We start from the raw sequence: 18,835 nt of genomic DNA on the forward strand, positions 1-18,835 counted from the left end.
AGTAAAACAATGATCGTCTTTGTTCGCCACCTCGGTTGACCGATCTGTCGAGAATATCTCACGCAGTTGCGTGAGCGAATTGATGAGTTTCATGGTGTCACTGTTTATGCGATTGCCCCTTCGAATGCTAAATTTATCGGAAAGTTCTTAGAAGCATTTGGACCTTTTCCATTTCCGATTCTTGGTGATCCCAATAAAGAGGCGTATTATCAATTAGGTCATAAAACATCTCCAAAATGGAAGCTTCTATCAAAAGCAGCGATCGGTTTTGTTTTTGGGAAGGTAAAGAATTTTATTCCAAGTGATGAGCGTCAGAAAAAAGTTGTGTTAACATCTATGAAAAAAGCCGATGTTTACATACAAGGCGGAACGTATCTCTATTCTGAGAGAGGTCAGTTGATCTGGCAGCATGTCGATTCATCACCTGAAGATCATGCGAAGATCGATACAGTATTGGAAAAATTAAAATAAGGGCTATTCTTTCTAATGAAGAGAGCTTGGAAAGGCTTTTTGCCCTCCAAGCTCTATTTTATTAGATTCGATACGACAATTATAAGTTGAGTCCTTTAGCAAGCAGCTTTACTGGATAGAGTGGATCGATGAGTTTGTCCATTGACCACGTCCACCAAATCCATCCGGTTACAAGGGACATTAATAAAAACTTTATCAGGTTTATTTTGTCTTTCTTAACGATAAGGTAGATCACTGTAATGAGTATGAAAGCAAGAAATGGGAAAAACATGAACACATTCATGACTGAACTCCCTTTCGTACATATGAAATGATTAGCAATAACAGCGGGAGAAAAATACCGAGGATTACAGAATAGATCGGTACGAGTGTTTTAGCGTAATGAATGTTTTCAACGATATTAGCGTGAGCACCCATTGAAAAAGCGGTTGTCGTAAATAGAAGGGTAAAAAGTATGGGAGTTTTGTATGGAAAACGAAAGACGCATTTTATAAAGATAAAAGCTGCGTAGAGCAGAATCGAAACTTTGATCAATACAGTCGTTATCAAGATCGATGAAACAAACACGTCAAGGTTCTCAATGGTTTTAAATAGACTAATTTCTTGAGCGGAAGCCATGGTAGGATACGTTAAGTTTGATATACGCATACAACCGATCGTTCCTACTAGAAGGAAAATGACTCCGATCGTAGATACCGTCGTAACGGTGCTTGCTAAATACACACTCTTCCTTGTTCGTTTGTTATTTCTTGTGAGTGGAATCAGCATGAGAATGGGAAGGAATTCAAGATATGGAAAACTGAAAAACGAGACCGTCATGCTGCCGATCGCTTTCAAATCGAATGACCCAGGCATTGGAATGAGGCGTTCTGTGTCCCATTCCCCGATAACGAGTAACAGTGAACCCCAGAAAATAACGAAGATTAATGGAGTTAAGATCTCTACTGTACGACCTAGAGTACGTATTCCTTTTGAAAGGACGTAGATGGCGACCGTAATGGTAAGGAGGTTAAACACAACGGTTGGCGTAAAATCCATCGCTACAGTATTGATCACATCACCAACATTTCTAGTTGCAAGGGATGCGATTAAGATGAAGAAATAAATAAAAATCAAGGAGATAACGAACCCTATTTTTTGCCCAAGCAGATTAACCGTAATTTCTGCAAGGTCTTTTCCTGGATGTCGTTTTAATAGGTGCAGCCATAGCCAAATGACGCCAAGACTCATGATGAATGCAAGAATAGGTGGGATCCATGACCATTGTTTTGTTGTTCCGATCAACCCACTCATTTGGACGAAATAGGTAGGTCCGATCAAGTAGTTCGTTGCAAGTAAGAAGAATTGCCACGTTGTCAAATGGTTGACGCTTAAATCCTTCATCTCTCTTCCTCCTAGTCGCTGTATGGATTGATGATGTTTCCGACGTCATCAATTTTGATGGTAACGTCATATGAAATCGTAGCGTTCTTGAATGATGCACGCTTCTCTTCAGTGTTCATCGAAGGATACCTCGCAAAAAGCCCGAGTAAGTCTAGCTCGTCCTCTTGCAGCTTTTCAGTTAACTCTTTCAGTTTTTCTTCAAGAGTTTCATTCGCGCTATTCTGGATGTTATCGATTGTATTGATCGTTATAGATTTTGAAACTTTACTGTTTAAAAAGTCAGCATTGCATTTAATATCGAATGAAAATGCAAAAGGATATTTTTTTGTGGTTTTATGGTTTGTTTCGCATCGATTGATATCTAAAAAATGAGCATCCTTCTCATCTTCCATTATCGTGATCGGCATTTGATTCAGTTGATTCGTTAACAGATGATACAGCGCCATCTCCTCATTTGAAAGTGATACCGGATCAGCTTTTTTTTGATACGCGATTCCGCCTACAAACTGAGCATGGCCACTACTCGTGTCGACTTCATTTAAGAATTCCATGTTTTCTGCTTCTTGGTCTAAGAAGATTACTGCAGGGAACAAGAGGTTTCCGTCTCTGTAGTATTTTTCTACGTTGTCTCTGATTCGATACTTCGTATGTGTTGCTGTGTAATGTTTTTGAGAGGCTTCGAAGTTATCAGAGAGCCATTGCCCTGGAATAAAATTTATCTTTGTGAGACGAAACATCGTTTCACTTAGCGGTTGGAGAGAGACGGCAGTTTGAATGGGTGCTCTTGTTTCGCTATTTCGATCGAGGAAGTTAAACACTTCGATCATATCCGCTACTTCTAACTCGTTTGATAACAATAGAATTTTTGTTTTAGCAAAAAACATATGTCTTGGAACTTGTAGACTCGCTTTATCTACCGCAGCTTTTAATGACTTGTGTCTGCTAACATACGTATAGACTGGACTTGATTCTACTCTTCTATCCTGTGTTGCAAAAGATGTTGGGTTGACCACTTGAAAGTAGAGGATAAATTCATCGGTCGTTTTATCTTTATCGATTCCTATCATGTCCACGATTACGAGTTCTGAAATATCCCCCTGATCCCAGCATCCAGAAAGGAGCACGAGGATAAGAAGAGGGAGAAGAGCAGTGATTTTTCTCATCTTCCTACTCCTTTCTTTCGATTCCTTTAGGTAGTTGGTTTTTTACCCAGTTACTAGGTAAACGTACGAACGTATCTTGTAAATCACGCAAGTTTATTGGTGCAAAAGGTGTGAGGTATGATACTCCAAATGATTGAAGGGAAGCAGCGTGGATCAGGACGATCAAAAACAAGAAGAACATGCCATAAAATCCCAGGAATCCGCCTGCTAAAAGGAAACCGAATCGAAGGATTCTTCCAGTGACACCGAAGTTGTATGCAGGACTAACAAAGTTTGCGACGGCCGTGAGTGACACGACAATAACAACCGCAGCAGAAATTAAGCCTGCTTGTACCGCTGCCTGACCTAGGACAAGTGCTCCAACGATCGAAATGGCAGAACCAATCGCAACAGGCATCCGAACCCCAGCCTCACGGAGCACTTCAAAGATAAACTCCATAATGAGAACTTCCACGAGGGATGGATAAGGAAGACCCTCACGCTGTGCTGCAAAGCTATATAAGAGATGCCCGGGGATCATTTCTTGGTGATAGGTTGTGAGTGCTACAAAGAGCCCTGGTACAAGTGTGCCCCATATGAACGTTGTAAACCGCAACAATCGAAGCAGCGATGCAATGTCCCAGCGCTGATAATAATCTTCTGGGGCTTGAAAGAACTCGGTAAAAAGAGAAGGGACAGTTAGTACGAATGGAGTCCCTTCCGTGAGAATTGCAACACGCCCTTCGATGAGTCTAGAAGCTGCTTTTGCAGGAAGTTCTGTATTTGAAATGGTTGGGAAAAGCGATATTTGTTTATCTACGATCGATTCTTCAATCATCTGGGATTCAAGAACGATATCAATATCGATTTGATTAAGTCGACTGAATACTTCTTCCACAATTTCTGAAGGAGCTGTACCTTCTATATAGCTCACAACTATTTTTGTTTTTGTCACGTTTCCTATATGGAAAGTGACTAACCGTAGTTTAGGGTTTCTTAGACGCATGCGAAGTAAACCAAGGTTCTTATCGAGTCTTTCAGTAAATGCTTCATGAGGGCCTCTAATGTTGATCTCAGTTTCTGATGGGACGATATCTCTTCCTTCAGTCGATGCAACATCGCACATCACGTATGCATCTGAATGACTCACGATCACAACGGCCATTCCTTCTAAAAGGTCATCCAATATTTCGTCTTGCTCCTTAAGTGAAGCGGGTGACGTCACGACGTTCATGTAGTTTTCTAGAAAGTCTTCATCAACGGAAGAAAGCTGGATCTTCTTGACGATTTCCCTTTTTAAGGCATCTTGTTCTACAAGGCTTTTAAAGTAGATGATGGCAATAGTGATCGATTCTTTTTGGACAATATGAATGATTAAGTCATCAGGTTGTCCGAACGTCTGCTTTATGTTCTCGATTCGTTTATGAAAAGACTTTTTCTTATTGAACATCACCATCACCTCGCTTTTTTTACGTATATAGCTTTACTGTGTGCAATCGTCGCAGGAATATGCCATAAGATGAAATTTCAGGAATGGATTGGACATACAAAACGGCCGCTCATTTGAGCAGCCGTGCACCTGTTATTCTCTCAGTTCTTTTTGACAAAGGTACCAGTCGATGCACTCGAGGTTTGGATCCATCTCCCGTTCGTTCATCGCTTTAACCGTTTTAGGTGGAGAGACGAGTACCTTATCTCCAGGTTCCCAATTTGCAGGAGTCGGGACTCCTTTATCATCCGTTGTTTTTAGTGCTTTCACGAGTCTCAAAATTTCCTTCATGTTTCTCCCGGTTGTTAATGGATAATAGATGATCGACCTGACGACCTGCTTATCATCGACGACGAAAACTGCTCGACTCGTTTCAGTTTGACTCTCTCCAGGCATGATCATGCCGTATTTTGTTGCGACTTCTCGGTCAAGGTCGGCGATGACTGGAAACTCGATCTCTTTGTTAAAATTCTTCTCGATGTTTCGGATCCATGCGAGGTGAGAAGATACGCTGTCAACGCTCAATCCGATAAGCTCGACTCCATAGTCTCGAAGCTCAGGATAAACCTCCTGAAAAGCGACGAACTCAGTCGTGCAAACAGGTGTAAAGTCTGCAGGGTGAGAAAAGAGAATGAACCACTTGTCTTTATAGTCTTCAAGAGAAATCTTTCCATGTGTACTTGTTGCTGTAAAGGCAGGTGCTGGTGAACCAATCCTTGGCAGTTGATAAGTCGTTTCCGTTTCAGGCATTGAGCTAACATCCTCCTTTAATTGATTCTATAGCAAATCTTCCACCGACAGTGAGAACTAAACTGAGGAATCCGTTGTGTATTTTAAGTAAAACTTTACTACTATTTCTCTTTTTTTCCATAAGGAACTTCTGTAGACTTATTGCAAGAGAGGAGTGGAGTTATGAAAATCGAGTTCTTAGGAACAGGCGGAGCGATGGCTGCACCGCGTCCGCTTTGTCATTGTCATGTATGTAATGAAGCGAGAGAGAAGGGAGTTCCATATAGTAGGTCTGGCCCAAGTGTTTTTATTCATGGTCCGAACGTCTTGATCGATACACCAGAAGATAGCTACATGCAATTGAATCGCTCATCCGTTCAGAAGATCGATGGTGTTTTGTATTCTCACTGGCATCCTGACCATGTGATGGGAAGAAGGGTACTAGAGACGATGAATGCAGATTGGATCAACTACCCACCGAATGGAACGACGATGGATGTGTATTTACCTGAACAAGTAGGCATCGATTTTAATACGAGATTAGGTTCCGGTGAGCACCTTTCCTTCTTTGAAAGTCAAAACTACATAGCAATTCATCATCTTACGGATGGTGAATCGATCACACAAAATGGGGTGACAATCACACCATTCCGTTTATCAGAGGATTATGTGTATGCCTTTTTATTTGAAGGAGATAAAAGGGTCTTGATTGCCCCAGACGAGCTATATGGCTGGAATCCACCAGACTTAGGAGAACTTGATCTCGCAGTTGTTCCATCAGGAGTGTTTGAGTTCAATCCATTAACAGGTAAGAGACAAATCTTAGAAGAGCACCCTGTTCTTTCTGAAGAAGCAACGTTTGAACAAACGTTGGAGATTATTGGGAAGTTAAATGTGAAGCAGGTTCTGTTTACGCATATAGAAGAACCGGACCGCTTGGGATACGACGATTTAGTAAAAGTGGAAGAAAAGCTTAAACTAGAAGGAAAGAACGTGTCGTTTGCTTACGATACGCTTTTGGTGAATGTTTAAGATAAGGATTTATTCTGTTTATTTAAAAATTCAATAGGGTATCATTTTACCAACAGAGAAGTGAGGTGAGGACATGGAACTGTCATTTAGTTTATTAATTAATATCGTGATCGCTATTTATTTATATGTTGATGCAAAAAAACGAGATAAAAGCGCTATTCTTTGGGCGATTTTGGGATTGATTATTGGTCCGCTCGTACTTGGTATTTATTTTATCCAAACAGGCAGAAAGCTTATTGGTTGGATCATTGTTATCTTTGCGATCTTCTGGGTGATTCTAATCATTATTTTAGGAGTGCTTGGAGCGATCGCTGGAGTACTGTTTTAAATTTAAATAAAAGATCCGAAGCATGAAGCTTCGGATTTTTTATACATAATGGCAGACAAAAGAATAAGGGAGCGGGTGAAGCAGAAGTGAAGGATCAAAAAAAAATGTTGATGGACTTGATGGAATGGGGAACCGCAGATGAACATGTTCGAGCGTTATTGATGACAAGCTCTCGTGCAAATCCGCATGCATTTCGCGATGTGTTTACAGATTATGATATCGAAGTATTTACAGACAGCTTGGACCGGTTCCTAGAAGACGACACATGGCTGAATCGGTTTGGTGATCGTTTGACGACTGTCCCGCTAGTCCCAAGAGAAAGTGATGGGTGGGTGACGAGGCTCGTTATGTATATGGATGGTACTCGGATCGATTTCCAAATCTCAAGTACAGCGACTTTAAAAGAAATCGCACAGTTACAAGAACTGCCACCTCACTATGACCTGGGTTATAAGGTTTTATTAGATAAAGATCAGATCGTTGAGGATATGGTGACGCCTAGTAACAAAGCATTTCAGGTGAAAAAGCCGACACAAGATGAATTTCAAGAACTCGTCAATAGCTATTGGTGGGACACGACGTATGTGGCCAAAAGCTTGTGGCGTGATGAACTTTTTTTTGCAAAATACATGCTCGACAATGTGATGCGGTTTAACTACTTACAAAGAATTCTTGAATGGTCATTAGGGGTCCAGTTTAACTGGGAAGTTAACCCTAATAAATGCGGGCGCTGGTTTAAGCGCTATCTTGATTCTGAAACGTGGGAAAAGCTTGAGGAAACGTATGCAGGGGCAGATATTGAGGATAATTGGAACGCGCTTTTCAATATGAATGACCTTTTCATGGATCTTTGTAGACACGTCGCTAATGAGTTAGGTTTTGAATGCCCACAAGAAGTCGAGAAGAATATCACTCATTACTTACAAAAAGTACACAGCCTCGATCCAGACGCAAAGGAAATTGAAATCTAACAATTAATGGTTTTGGAACCTCCGATATGTGGAAACGTAGTGTTAATAAGCTACATCTTAGGGGGAAGTTATGGATGAGAATGAAGCGGTGATGGAGTGGATCAGGACAGAATTAAATTGCGATTCTCTACAAATTAACGAGTATCCATTGTATAATTGTGGTAAGCGTATGAAAGATCAGAGTGGAGACTATCTAATTGTCTACTTTCATCCTGAGCAAGAAGAAGTTGTTTATACATTTAAAGATAATGAAGATGTTTATTTCTCTGGATATGCATATCAATGGGGTCAGGCGCGTGCCTGACCCCATTTTAGGAGGTTTACCGATGGGGAATGATTTAAGCACGAATCACCACTATCTAGATGTGAACGGCTCGAAGTTCGAGTGGGATACAGACGAAGGAAGTTTTACGTATGAAGGAGATGGGGCATTAATCTTCTGGATCAATACCGCGTTTAAAGTTTTTCTGGATTCCATTGAAGAAATAGCAGGGGAAGACGAGGCAGCACTCGTGTTAGAAACGGCAGGCTATCGAACCGGAGAAATCGTAAGCGATTTCTATCATGAATCGATTGGGAATATTGAGCTCATTGTAAGTAGTTTACCTAATACTTACAAAACAGCTGGTTGGGGCATTACGACGATACTTGACGTTGACCAAGCAAGAAACAAAGCTATTGTTCGTGTGAAGAACAGCTGGGAATACAAGGTTAATAGAGAACAAGGGAAACATGAGGAAGGAACGTTTATTCCAGGACATTGGGCAGGAGTTTTCAGCGGCTTGTTCAAAGAGAAAGTTTGGTATAACGTTAGGAAAAGCCAAATAAAAGGAGATAGCTATTCAGAGTATGAATTCGCGCCATCATCCATAACGCCTAAAGAGCACATCAGGGATTTGATTCAGGAGAAAAAACGGCTTGAACTCGTTGATCTAGAGAAAAAAGTATCAGAGCGTACCAATGAGCTGCAACAGATGATTAAAGAAATATCGGCACCGATCATTCCGGTATTGGATCATATTCTCGTCATTCCACTCATAGGGAAATACGATGAAACTCGAATTGATGAGTTGATGACAAAAACGCTTAAACAGCTTCCAGACTACAAAGCCAATACGTTGATTCTCGATTTAACAGGAATCAATGATGTCGATAACGTGACAATCGACTTACTGCATAGCATGGTAAAAGCGTCAGAATTATTAGGCGTAACATGCTTGTTGGTAGGGATCTCCCCTAAGCTTAGTATACAAGTTGTTCAATCACGGGCAGAACTTGAAGGACTTACGTGTTTTTCAACGTTACGTCACGGCATTCATTTTGCACTAGCGAGAGAAGGATTGACGTTAGAAAGTCAAAGGTAAAGGGTCAGGCGTATTGCCTGACCCTTTGTTCATTAATTGTTGATGTAGCGTTCAAACACATCTCCAAAGTCTTTGATCGTGTATTGCTTCTTTGATTGTTCGAGCCAGTTGAATGCAATCTCGTTGATCTGCTTGAACTCTTCATGTAGGTTTGTGTTGCTGTGGCGCATACTCGTCAAAGTAGAGGAAGCTAAATCTAGACTTTTTCTTGAGAATTCGTGATACGTTTCGTTTTCTCTAGATAGTTCAGCGATTCGGATGAGAGACTTATAGAGATCTTTCAGCTCCTCAATAAACTTCTTATGTACATCGATCGAAAACACTTCATTCCCTAGCTGAAACTTGATTTCAACGTCAAGATCGACTGTACCAGCTGTTTCAAGAGCTACGTTCTTGAACGTGTTGTGGCTGTATTCATAGCGTCTTAACGTACGCTTGCTGCTCGTTGCGCTCTTACCATCGACATGAATTAAAGCGAGATTTGTGAAGCAATATTCATCAGCTTTCGATTTAATCAAGAAATAAATCTTTTCTCCATCTTCGTGAAGTACGTAATCATCTGCATCTACCTTGTCGTAATCAGCGGGTTTGATGACACTTCCTACATCACTTAGTCCTAATACGTCTGAGGCAACCTTTTTAAACAATGAGATCATCCTTTCAATTATGAGGTACATCACGTATACGGATGAAGGAAAGAGAAAGTTTCATATAAGATGATCGATACTCCTTGATTACGTTGTTTCATCAATTTCTATAATGGGAAAAGAACCATAGCTTTCTACCTATCAATTAGTAAGAGAAATGGGGATGTTGTATGAAAAAAGCGATGTTGATCGTGAATCCTTCTTCCGGTAAAGAGAAGGCAGTGGAATTTGAAGAAGAAGTTGTAGCGATATTGAAAGAGAATCACGATGAGGTGACCGTACGCTTTACTGAGAAAGAAGGAGACGCCACAAGGTTTGCGGTGGAAGCGTGTGAAGGACCATACCAAACGCTCATTTCCCTAGGTGGAGACGGGACGATCAATGAAAGTATCAATGGCCTTGCTGAAAGAGAAGACAGACCTGACTTTGGATTTATCCCACTTGGAACGGTCAATGATTTTGCGAGAGCCCTCGGCATACCGATGCAGCCGGAAAAAGCTCTCGACATCTTAAGAGATCGTCATACGAAATCGGTCGATATCGGAAAGATCAACAATCAATATTTCATGAACGTTCTTGCTGTCGGAGCCATTGCTGAAGCGGTGTATGATGTAACACCTGAAGAAAAGTCACGTTTTGGTCCACTCGCTTATTTCATCGAAGGAGGAAAAGCGCTCAGAGACAAAACGCCTTTTGATCTCAAGGTTACATACGATGACAAAGAGTGGCGAGGTGAAGGTTATCTGATGCTTGTAGCGTTAACGAATTCAGTTGGTGGCATCGAGTCGTTCGCATCTCATGCTGAAGTGAACGATGGGTATTTTCATGTGTTCATTCTTAAGAAACTTTCGATTCCGCATGTGATCAAATTGATTCCAGACCTCTTCAATGGCAAGTTGCAGAGTAACGAGCAGATCGAGTATTTCCCAGCTTCAAACCTTGAAGTAAAATCCTCGGTGGACCTCGTCGTAAACATCGATGGAGATGAAGGCTTTCCCCTTCCGTTCAGCGCGAAAGCCTTGCACAATGAGCTAACGATTTTTGTGAAAGAGCAGTAGGTGAGAACTGCTCTTTTTCTTGTATGAATGTAATGACTAAGCAGGTTTTACAAGACTCCGGTTCTACGATTCTTTTCGAATACGTCTATATGCCACGCTCATTGAATAAATTCCCATAAGGATGAAATTGGATGAGGTGGATCTATGGGACAGAAGGTACTGTTTTTTGGAGACGTAGGGATCGATGATACGATTGCACTTCTATATGCTTACTTATCGAATGAAATCGATGTGATTGGGATCGTTGCCTGTTATGGAAATGTTCCGAAACAACAAACTGCGAATAACGTTCGTTACCTTTTAAAGGAAGTGGGGCGTACGGACATTCCCGTGATGGGTGGTGCCGAAAAACCTATGACCGGTGAAGTTCCTGTTTTCTATCCCGACGTTCATGGACCAGAAGGACTCGGGCCCATCACACCACCAACGAATCATTCTCCACCGCTGGAAAACTTTTTTCAGGTGATTCCGTTAATTGAAAAGTATGATGATCTCGTAATCGTGAACGTGGGGAGAATGACGTCACTTGCGACGCTGTTTTTGTTGTATCCTGAGAAGATGGAGAGAATCAATGCTTTTTACGTAATGGGTGGTGCGTTTAATGTACCTGGTAATGTGACACCGAGTGCAGAGGCCAATTTCCATGCAGATCCGGTCGCAGCGAACATCGTGATGCGATACGCTCAAAATGTGAATCTTTTTCCGTTAAACGTGACACAAAGCGCGATCATTACGCCTGGGATGGTCGATTATATCGATTCGAAAGGTAAGTCTGATTTGATCAAACCACTTCTTGATTACTACTACTTTGAATTTTATCAGAAAAAGGTACCTGGTTTAGGCGGATCACCTGTTCATGATGCGGCAACGATTATGGCGGTCGTCCATCCCGAATTGTTTACGTTTTTTGAGACGCCAGTTGCGGTTGAAATCGATGGTGTGGCACGAGGACTCAGTATCGGTGATTTCAGGCAAAGTTTTGAGCAGGAAGAATTTGATGGTAGGCCGGTACAAAACGTTGCGATAAAACTGGACTATTTCAACTTTTATCGATATTTCATGGAGATTATGACAGGAGACTCATTCTAGCTATGAAACTTTTAGTATAGAAAAATCGTAAGAAATGTATATGGTACTGCTCGTGAACCGTTACCATAGTGGTAGTGGTTCTTTCGTATATAATAGAGATAACGGCAGGATCAGGAGAGGAAGAGACCCTATGACAACAGCAGTCGATCTCGTTAACAGCATTCGTTTTGAAGGGGCATCCATCGTTGCGTATCCAGACGGACTCCATCCGATAGGGAAAGGGAGGAGTGCAGCGGTATTTAAACTTTCTGGTGAAGAGAAGGTAGTGAAAGTCTTTTATCCTGAATTTCATAACCTAGCAGTTCAAGAAGCAGAAATTTATAAAGAACTTGATAATGACGTCTACTATCCGAAGCTCTACGAAGTTGGGGAGGGCTATCTCATTCTGGAATATTTGGATGGCATCACGTTCTATGATTGCTTGATCGAAGGGGTCGAAATCACAAGGGAAATGGTAGAGGTCGTTGATGAAGCCCTCAATTACGCTAGAACGAAAGGGTTGAATCCAAGTGATACACATCTTCAAAACGTTATGTTGCTTAAAAATGGAGAAGTGCGTGTGATCGACGTTGTTCGTTTTCGCCAGACGAAAGAATGCAGCCATTGGGAAGATCTGAAGACAGCCTACGATACGATTTACTGCAATTCTTATTTTCCGAAGAAAGTGCCAGCATGGATCGTAGAAACGGTCATCAGATTATATCGAAAAGGGATCATCAAATTTAACAAAGGAAAGTGAGGGATGGTTATGATCGAACGGTCGCGTTTGTTTCGTTTCCTCATATGGCTTCTATTGATTTTTACAGTGATATGGGTCGGAAGTAAGATCGAATTCCTATTTCGGCCGATCGGGATTTTAATTACGACACTCGCATTCCCTATCATTGCTGCTGGAGTGTTCTACTATTTATTGCGCCCAATCATCGCTTTACTAGAAAAGGGGAAGGTTCCGAGACCGCTTGGAATATTGATCGTATATCTTGCTCTTGCTGGTGGGATTACAGGTCTCGTGCTGAGCATCGGACCCATACTGACAGAGCAGTTTAATAGTCTTGCTCAAGGTGCGCCTGCACTTGTAGCTGATCTGCAAGACGCACTAACAGAGTGGGAAAGCAATCCTTACATAGCGAATCTTTTACAAAGTGAGATGGTGTCGGTCGATGGATTGACAGAACGGATATCAGGATCGATCGGAGAGATCAGTTCATCGTTCGGTAACTACTTACTATCGTTCTTAACCATCGTGACGGATGTTGTAATAGGAATTGTCCTTCTACCTTTTATCCTCTATTACATGTTGAAGGATGGAAAAAAGCTTATGCCTTCTTTGTTACGCGTTGTGCCTCGTGCTCACCGTAAGGAAGGTGCGAAGATTCTTGAGGATATGGATGATGCACTCAGTGGGTTCATTCAAGGACAGCTGATCGTAAGCCTATTTATAGGAACGTTCGTCTATATCTGGTATGTGATCATCGGCCTCGACTATGCGCTGATCCTAGCATTCATAGCGCTATTCTTAAACGTTGTACCGTTTATTGGTCCAATCATTGGGACAGCCCCAGGTGTGATCGTCGGGTTTATTCAATCTCCATTAACTGCGCTTTACGTCGTCTTAGGTGTCATCGTGATACAACAAATTGAGAGTAATTTGATCTCACCTCAGGTGATGGGAAGAAGACTCGATATTCATCCTCTGACGATCATTTTATTATTACTCGTTGCTAGTAGTCTAGCTGGGTTCCTCGGACTCATTCTAGCCATTCCGACCTATGCCGTTCTAAAAGTGATCGCTACCCATACCTATAGACTCATAAAGCTCCAGCAGCGCGGCAAACATAGCGGTAGTTAAACAAAAACTCTCCGATATAGGAGAGTTTTTTCTATTGAATTTTAGCCTATTGTTATGATTTTATTTAAAAAAACAGTTCTTTGTTCTTAGACATAAACATACAAGATTCGACCAATAGCCCCCTGAAATCGTGTGTTTAGTTGTGCTAGATTAATAGTTGTTCGAATCTAAAATAAAAAAACTTGGGGGAAACATCACATGAAACGTAAAGGGTTTGTTGCACTATCTCTAGCACTTACGCTAGCGATCGCGCCAGGGTTTTCAACACATGATGCGCATGAAGGGGAAACTACGATCGATTCTGCAGGAAATAAAGTCATGATCGAATCACTTCCAAAAGCGAAGAACAAAGGGAAAAAAGAGTTCACTGGAGCTGCTGAAGTAGAGAATGATTCCGTTGCAGAGATCGTGAACGAGCAAGGCGAGAAAATCGGAGAAAAGAAAATCAAAAAGAACGTGAAACAAAAGAAAGAAGATAAAAATGTTGCTAAGAACAAGAAAGAAGGAGAGCTTATCTGCTTGTTCTGTGGCGGCGGAGGTGGATCTGACGACGATGGCGATACGGGTTCAGGAGATAACGGAACGCGCGTCGTAACGGTCATCGTTGCAGCTGACGAAGAATACCGTGCAGCACACAGTGACTGGCAAACGTATACTCAAAACATTATTGAAAACGCAGATAACGGATTTACTCGTGACCACGATATTGATTTTCAAGTGAAGACATTCGCACAATGGAACTCAGAAGGTGCGAACGCTTCTGAAATTCTTCAAGACCTTGACCGCGACTGGAATGGAAACGGAGAAGATTTCTTAGTAGGCTTCACGCGTGATGCGAACTTTAACTCTGGTGGAATCGCATATGTGTACTCCAACGACCCATATCAGAGTGCAGTTTCAGTAAACCTTGACCAAGGTGCAGAAAACACATGGCATGCAGCTCAGCATGAATTCTCTCATAACTATGGCCTAGGTCATGACCCGCAAGGAAGCGGCATCAAGTGCATTATGAACTACGATTATGCTTATAGCGTCGACTACTGGGATCAAGAACATGACGACCAAATCGAAACCAACAAAAGCTGGTATGGAAAATAAGATAGTTTAGCGAAAGCGCCCGGTGGAAACCGGGCGTTGTTTGTATGGAATACTGAATGATCGTTATGAAAGAGAAATTCTATGATAAGCTTGTCTTATCAGGATTTTCCAGAAAAGAAGAGAAGATAAGCTGGTTTGCGGGGGAAAGGATTGGTTTTAATTGTATGGCGTGGAACCATATTTTTGGCTGAAGTTACTGATTGTGCTGATAATCTTAGTTTTCTTAATCACATCTTTCAATGCGATTATGAGAAGGTTGCTAAAGGTTGAAAAGAAGAAGCTTTACTCCAATACCATTGTGAATGGCACGCATAAGAAAGTGGATCGGGTTATGAGAGGGGTAGCAATCGTCCTTATCCTTTTTGGGACCTTCTATAATATTACAAGAGCTAGAGAAGAGTGGGTATGGTTTCTCGAACCTTGGTTTTTATTAATATTATTAATAATTATTTCTGAATCGTTTACAGCTTACATGGAATGGAAGTATGCAGCAAATCGAAAAGATTACCTGTTTACGATAAGTCAACTAATCTTTTTAATCTTCGTGATGGTGTCAGCGTTTTATAGTGATTTCTTTTGGCTATTGTAATACATAAAACATTAACGTAATAAAAAAACCGTACCGTCTCCTAATCTCAGGAAGCGGTACGGTTTATGGTTACTTGATTACTTTTATTTTCACGTCTTTACGACCCCAAGCCATTGCATCGTCTTGATCTTCAATAAAGACATCGATTTTCTTTCCGTTGATCGCGCCGCCTGTGTCAGCAGCAATCGCACGGCCGTAGCCCTCTACTTCAACGATCGATCCCATTGGAATCACTTCAGGGTCAACGGCGATCAGGTTTGCATCAGGGTATTTCTTTAAGTTCACACCCATACGCGTTACGCCTGAGCAGCCGTCACAATGAGCTGTATAAGCTGTGCTTTCTACAGTAAGTTCTTTTCCTGCAGCTGTACTTTTTGAAGCAGCTTGATCAAGAGCGGAGCGGGTGCTTGGTCCGGCGATTCCATCGACTGTAAGCCCTTTTGCTTTTTGGAAGCTCTTCACAGAAGATTTCGTTCCACTTCCATAAACTCCGTCAAGGCCTGACGTGTGATAGCCTGTTTTTTCAAGCTGACTCTGGATATGTATGACTTGCTTTCCGATATCACCATAGCGAAGCACTTTGATTTTACTGTTCGTGTTCGGTCCAGCGATGCCATCTACTTTCAGATTACGAGATTCTTGAAATTCTTTCACTGCATTCTTAGTGATCTCTCCATAGTACCCTGTTGCCGTATGATACGGAAACACACCTTTTGTTAGGAGATAGTTTTGAAGTTCCACAACATCAGAACCTCTGTCTCCTTTGCTTAATGTTCGATCCCCAAGCTCGGCCGATGCAAGCGCGGGCGTTGCCATCATTACGAATGCAGCAACTACGAACATCATGATCATTTTTGATTTACGAAACATCATGTTTCCTCACTTTCTGCAATTGTATTCACAGAAAGGTATTCGGCAATGTTCGCTATGTAACGACAATCGAAGAGGAAAACACTACCTTTTAACCAGAGAACGACCAGAAAATGGTTTTACAAAGAAGGCGACGCATTGTTATATACTAGAAAAGGAGAATAGTAGGGATAGCGAAAGGAGAATTAGTATTGAAGCCGCTTGAAAAGAAATGGATACATATTATAAACGGAATTCTTGGAATCATCATCGTTCCTTACTCGATACTCGAGTTGATCGGCGTTATTGTTTTAAGATCAGATAACGTGTACGGCTTGATTCCGATTGGGCTTTTGCTCATTTGGCTTGTTTTGTACATCATACAAGTGAAAAAGCAAAACACGTTACTCGTCTTCGGAGCAGTTTTCTTGAATGTTTTTTATATGTTCTTTATCATTCCAAAGGTACTGTATTAGTCTAGCCACTTCGTATGATTAAAAATTATTTCATCGGGTAATATACAAAAGTGGTTAGATCATAGAAGATAAAGGAGAGGATTTCAATGAGTAAAAAAGTACTAATGGTCGTAACGAACCATACAGAAATCGATGCAGAAAATAAAACAGGCCTTTGGCTTGAAGAGTTTGCAGTTCCTTACAATATCTTCAAAGAAAAAGGTTACGATATTAAGGTAACGTCAATAAAAGGTGGCCGAGTAGAACTGGATCCAAACAGTATTCCTGAAGAGAACCCAGCAGAGTGGGAGGAAGCGCAAGAGAAGCTAACGAATACGACGCAATTATCGAATGAAGATGCGAATCAGTTCGATGCAGTATTCCTGCCTGGTGGACACGGTACGATGTTTGACTTCCCAGATAGCGAAACGCTTCTTCACGTTCTTCAGGAACAAGCAGAGAATGACAAGGTCATCGGAGCTGTTTGCCACGGTCCAGCTGGACTCGTAAATGTAACGTACAAAGACGGCTCACCACTCGTACAAGGTAAGCAAGTGACTGCATTTACAGATTCTGAAGAAGAAGAGATGCAGCTAGTCGAAAAGATGCCGTTCTTGCTTGAATCCACGCTCCGTCTTAAGGGCGCAGATTTCACTTCTAAAGACAACTGGGCTGACTATGCAGTTCGTGACGGCAAGCTCGTAACAGGGCAAAACCCTCAATCAAGTGCTAGCGCAGCAAATAAAGTCGTCGAAGCATTAGAAGCATAAGCATATATGGAGAGCGAATCCTCGAGATTCGCTCTTTCTTTGTTTTATCGTGGGTTTTCAATGACGGAAAATAAGGGAATAACAGACATATCGGCGAAAAACGAAAGAATATCAGCGATTTTTGCTTTTTATCAGCGAAACATGGGTGGATATCGGCGAAAAATGAATTTTATCGGCGAAATCTCCCTTATATCAGCGAAACCGTGTTACATGTGTTCCAAAAGAAGGAGCTAGAGGGCACGGTGTAGAAGTGGATTTTTACTGCAGGATTAAAACATGGTATAACAGGCATATAGTAGTAACTGAGATTATGTAAAGAAAGCAGTGACGAACATGACATTTATCACTTCTCATCCGTTTATAGAGATGGTTCGTAAGATCGAGCGGACCGGTCAGCATACGGTAGAAGAAAAATACGAATTAGAGCTCTATGAAGATAGCATTCGCTCCACGTCTCAGTATTATCGGTTGAACGATGTGTTCGATGTATCGTATCGCTTCACATCGGAAAGCTTTGGTTTTCTTTATCTCCACACAAACAGAGGCGTCATCTCTTTTATGATAAAAGAAGATCCTCGTTCGTTTGTTGAAGAATATAAGAAGTTGATTTAACCATAGGGGGAGGATGAAGAGGGGATGGGAATAGCACGCGTGACACTCTCAAACGGTGTGAAGATGCCACAGGTTTGTTTTGGTGTTTTTAAGCTAAATGGAAACGAAGCTGTTCAAGCTGTAACCGAAGCGCTTCAGTGCGGATACCGAGGTATCGATACCGCTTCTTACTACGGAAACGAAGAAGCAGTTGGCGAGGCGATCAAACAATCAGGGATTCCTCGTGAAGAACTCTTTATAACCTCAAAAGTTTGGAACGATGAGCAGGGCTATAATGAAACACTAAACGCGTTCGACCGGTCACTCGAGCGGCTCGGTACTGATTATCTCGATCTTTATCTTATCCATTGGCCCGTTCCTGAGCTGTACCAAGAGACATGGCAGGCTCTAGAGAAGCTGTATCATGAAGGGAAAGTATGCGCGATCGGTGTAAGTAACTTCGAGAAGCATCACCTCGAAACGATCCTTAAGAATTCAAGTGTGACGCCTGTCATGAACCAGATCGAGTTTCATCCTGAACTGATTCAAGAAGACCTTAGAGCCTATTGCGATGCGAAAAATATTCAAGTGGCGGCATGGTCTCCTTTGAAACGGGGCAAGGTATTATCGAACAGGGCGATCAAAGAGGTCAGTAAAAGTGTTGGAAAGTCACCGGCTCAAGTTGTATTGAGGTGGTGTCTAAACCACGATGTTGTTGTGAACGTAAAGTCATCAAAGCCCGAGCGGATAAAAGAAAACGCTGACTTGTTCGATTTTAACTTAACATCTGAACAAATGAAGAAGATTGATGCTTGCAATGAAGATAGCAGGCTTGCTCATCATCCAGACCATAAACCCTTTTATGATGAAACGGTCCCGGGAAGAAAAGGGTAGTCGTATTTGAAATAACATGACACTATATCAACAAAAC

General features: G+C 41.7%; 23 protein-coding genes. 16 read left to right on the forward strand and 7 right to left on the reverse strand.

Features of this window, described 5'->3' with window-relative positions; genetic code table 11:
* The first annotated feature begins 66 nt into the window (after positions 1 to 66).
* The gene (locus PFZ69_RS12665) at positions 67 to 471 is read left to right on the forward strand and encodes a peroxiredoxin-like family protein (RefSeq protein ID WP_333489740.1); all 405 of its coding nucleotides are present in this window, start codon (positions 67 to 69) and stop codon (positions 469 to 471) included.
* A gap of 79 nt (positions 472 to 550) precedes the next feature.
* Here the strand turns inward: PFZ69_RS12665 and PFZ69_RS12670 are convergent, their stop codons facing one another.
* From PFZ69_RS12670 to PFZ69_RS12690, 5 genes are all read right to left on the reverse strand, one after another.
* A complete protein-coding gene (locus PFZ69_RS12670; RefSeq protein ID WP_270181444.1) occupies positions 551 to 754 on the reverse strand; it encodes a hypothetical protein in 204 nt (67 codons plus the stop codon).
* Positions 751 to 1,854, reverse strand: a complete 1,104-nt coding sequence (locus PFZ69_RS12675; protein ID WP_270181445.1) for a GerAB/ArcD/ProY family transporter — start codon at positions 1,852 to 1,854, stop codon at positions 751 to 753. The genes PFZ69_RS12670 and PFZ69_RS12675 overlap by 4 nt, the downstream gene beginning before the upstream one ends.
* A gap of 11 nt (positions 1,855 to 1,865) precedes the next feature.
* Entirely contained in the window at positions 1,866 to 3,017 is a 1,152-nt protein-coding gene (locus PFZ69_RS12680; RefSeq protein ID WP_270181446.1) for a Ger(x)C family spore germination protein, read from the reverse strand.
* Between the two features lie 4 nt (positions 3,018 to 3,021).
* On the reverse strand, positions 3,022 to 4,446 hold the full coding sequence (locus PFZ69_RS12685) for a spore germination protein (RefSeq protein ID WP_270181447.1): 1,425 nt from the start codon (positions 4,444 to 4,446) through the stop codon (positions 3,022 to 3,024).
* Between the two features lie 132 nt (positions 4,447 to 4,578).
* On the reverse strand, positions 4,579 to 5,235 hold the full coding sequence (locus PFZ69_RS12690) for a peroxiredoxin (protein ID WP_270181448.1): 657 nt from the start codon (positions 5,233 to 5,235) through the stop codon (positions 4,579 to 4,581).
* 162 nt (positions 5,236 to 5,397) lie between these two features.
* Here PFZ69_RS12690 and PFZ69_RS12695 point away from each other — a divergent pair, with 162 nt between their 5' ends.
* The 5 genes from PFZ69_RS12695 to PFZ69_RS12715 all read left to right on the forward strand — a co-directional run bounded on the left by PFZ69_RS12695 (position 5,398) and on the right by PFZ69_RS12715 (position 8,909).
* Positions 5,398 to 6,246: an MBL fold metallo-hydrolase gene (locus tag PFZ69_RS12695; RefSeq protein ID WP_270181449.1), complete on the forward strand. Its 849-nt coding sequence runs from the start codon at positions 5,398 to 5,400 to the stop codon at positions 6,244 to 6,246.
* Between the two features lie 73 nt (positions 6,247 to 6,319).
* On the forward strand, positions 6,320 to 6,574 hold the full coding sequence (locus PFZ69_RS12700; protein ID WP_270181450.1) for a hypothetical protein: 255 nt from the start codon (positions 6,320 to 6,322) through the stop codon (positions 6,572 to 6,574).
* A gap of 86 nt (positions 6,575 to 6,660) precedes the next feature.
* The gene (locus PFZ69_RS12705) at positions 6,661 to 7,545 is read left to right on the forward strand and encodes an aminoglycoside 6-adenylyltransferase (RefSeq protein ID WP_270181451.1); all 885 of its coding nucleotides are present in this window, start codon (positions 6,661 to 6,663) and stop codon (positions 7,543 to 7,545) included.
* A 70-nt stretch (positions 7,546 to 7,615) separates the two neighbouring features.
* On the forward strand, positions 7,616 to 7,849 hold the full coding sequence (locus tag PFZ69_RS12710) for a hypothetical protein (protein ID WP_270181452.1): 234 nt from the start codon (positions 7,616 to 7,618) through the stop codon (positions 7,847 to 7,849).
* 22 nt (positions 7,850 to 7,871) lie between these two features.
* A complete protein-coding gene (locus tag PFZ69_RS12715) occupies positions 7,872 to 8,909 on the forward strand; it encodes an STAS domain-containing protein (RefSeq protein ID WP_270181453.1) in 1,038 nt (345 codons plus the stop codon).
* A 32-nt stretch (positions 8,910 to 8,941) separates the two neighbouring features.
* Here PFZ69_RS12715 and PFZ69_RS12720 read toward each other — a convergent pair whose 3' ends face one another.
* Complete coding sequence (locus PFZ69_RS12720) at positions 8,942 to 9,556, reverse strand: PH domain-containing protein (RefSeq protein WP_270181454.1); 615 nt, start codon at positions 9,554 to 9,556, stop codon at positions 8,942 to 8,944.
* 170 nt (positions 9,557 to 9,726) lie between these two features.
* Here PFZ69_RS12720 and PFZ69_RS12725 point away from each other — a divergent pair, with 170 nt between their 5' ends.
* The 6 genes from PFZ69_RS12725 (at position 9,727) to PFZ69_RS12750 (ending at position 15,239) form a co-directional block, all read left to right on the forward strand.
* Positions 9,727 to 10,614 (forward strand): diacylglycerol/lipid kinase family protein, encoded by an 888-nt coding sequence (locus PFZ69_RS12725; RefSeq protein ID WP_270181455.1) that lies wholly within the window; start codon positions 9,727 to 9,729, stop codon positions 10,612 to 10,614.
* Between the two features lie 144 nt (positions 10,615 to 10,758).
* Positions 10,759 to 11,703, forward strand: coding sequence for a nucleoside hydrolase (locus PFZ69_RS12730; RefSeq protein ID WP_270181456.1), 945 nt, complete (start codon positions 10,759 to 10,761; stop codon positions 11,701 to 11,703).
* Positions 11,704 to 11,833: 130 nt separating this feature from the next.
* The gene (locus PFZ69_RS12735; protein ID WP_270181457.1) at positions 11,834 to 12,442 is read left to right on the forward strand and encodes a serine/threonine protein kinase; all 609 of its coding nucleotides are present in this window, start codon (positions 11,834 to 11,836) and stop codon (positions 12,440 to 12,442) included.
* Between the two features lie 9 nt (positions 12,443 to 12,451).
* Positions 12,452 to 13,552 (forward strand): AI-2E family transporter, encoded by a 1,101-nt coding sequence (locus PFZ69_RS12740; RefSeq protein WP_270181458.1) that lies wholly within the window; start codon positions 12,452 to 12,454, stop codon positions 13,550 to 13,552.
* Between the two features lie 198 nt (positions 13,553 to 13,750).
* On the forward strand, positions 13,751 to 14,650 hold the full coding sequence (locus tag PFZ69_RS12745; RefSeq protein ID WP_270181459.1) for a zinc-dependent metalloprotease: 900 nt from the start codon (positions 13,751 to 13,753) through the stop codon (positions 14,648 to 14,650).
* 169 nt (positions 14,651 to 14,819) lie between these two features.
* Positions 14,820 to 15,239: a DUF4181 domain-containing protein gene (locus tag PFZ69_RS12750; protein ID WP_270182035.1), complete on the forward strand. Its 420-nt coding sequence runs from the start codon at positions 14,820 to 14,822 to the stop codon at positions 15,237 to 15,239.
* 69 nt (positions 15,240 to 15,308) lie between these two features.
* On the opposite strand, the gene PFZ69_RS12755 is transcribed toward PFZ69_RS12750, so the two are convergent.
* Positions 15,309 to 16,112 carry a peptidoglycan-binding protein gene (locus tag PFZ69_RS12755; protein WP_270181460.1) on the reverse strand — a complete coding sequence of 268 codons (804 nt, stop codon included), beginning with the start codon at positions 16,110 to 16,112 and terminating at the stop codon, positions 15,309 to 15,311.
* Positions 16,113 to 16,300: 188 nt separating this feature from the next.
* On the opposite strand from PFZ69_RS12755, the gene PFZ69_RS12760 reads away from it, so the two are divergent.
* From PFZ69_RS12760 to PFZ69_RS12775, 4 genes are all read left to right on the forward strand, one after another.
* On the forward strand, positions 16,301 to 16,564 hold the full coding sequence (locus tag PFZ69_RS12760; RefSeq protein WP_270181461.1) for a hypothetical protein: 264 nt from the start codon (positions 16,301 to 16,303) through the stop codon (positions 16,562 to 16,564).
* Positions 16,565 to 16,650: 86 nt separating this feature from the next.
* Positions 16,651 to 17,313: a type 1 glutamine amidotransferase domain-containing protein gene (locus PFZ69_RS12765; protein WP_270181462.1), complete on the forward strand. Its 663-nt coding sequence runs from the start codon at positions 16,651 to 16,653 to the stop codon at positions 17,311 to 17,313.
* A gap of 333 nt (positions 17,314 to 17,646) precedes the next feature.
* A complete protein-coding gene (locus tag PFZ69_RS12770; RefSeq protein WP_270181463.1) occupies positions 17,647 to 17,925 on the forward strand; it encodes a hypothetical protein in 279 nt (92 codons plus the stop codon).
* Between the two features lie 24 nt (positions 17,926 to 17,949).
* Positions 17,950 to 18,798: an aldo/keto reductase gene (locus PFZ69_RS12775; RefSeq protein WP_270181464.1), complete on the forward strand. Its 849-nt coding sequence runs from the start codon at positions 17,950 to 17,952 to the stop codon at positions 18,796 to 18,798.
* Positions 18,799 to 18,835 lie beyond the last annotated feature (37 nt).

The sequence above is a fragment of the Alkalihalobacillus sp. CinArs1 genome (assembly GCF_947387515.1).
Lineage (GTDB): Bacteria > Bacillota > Bacilli > Bacillales > Guptibacillaceae > Guptibacillus.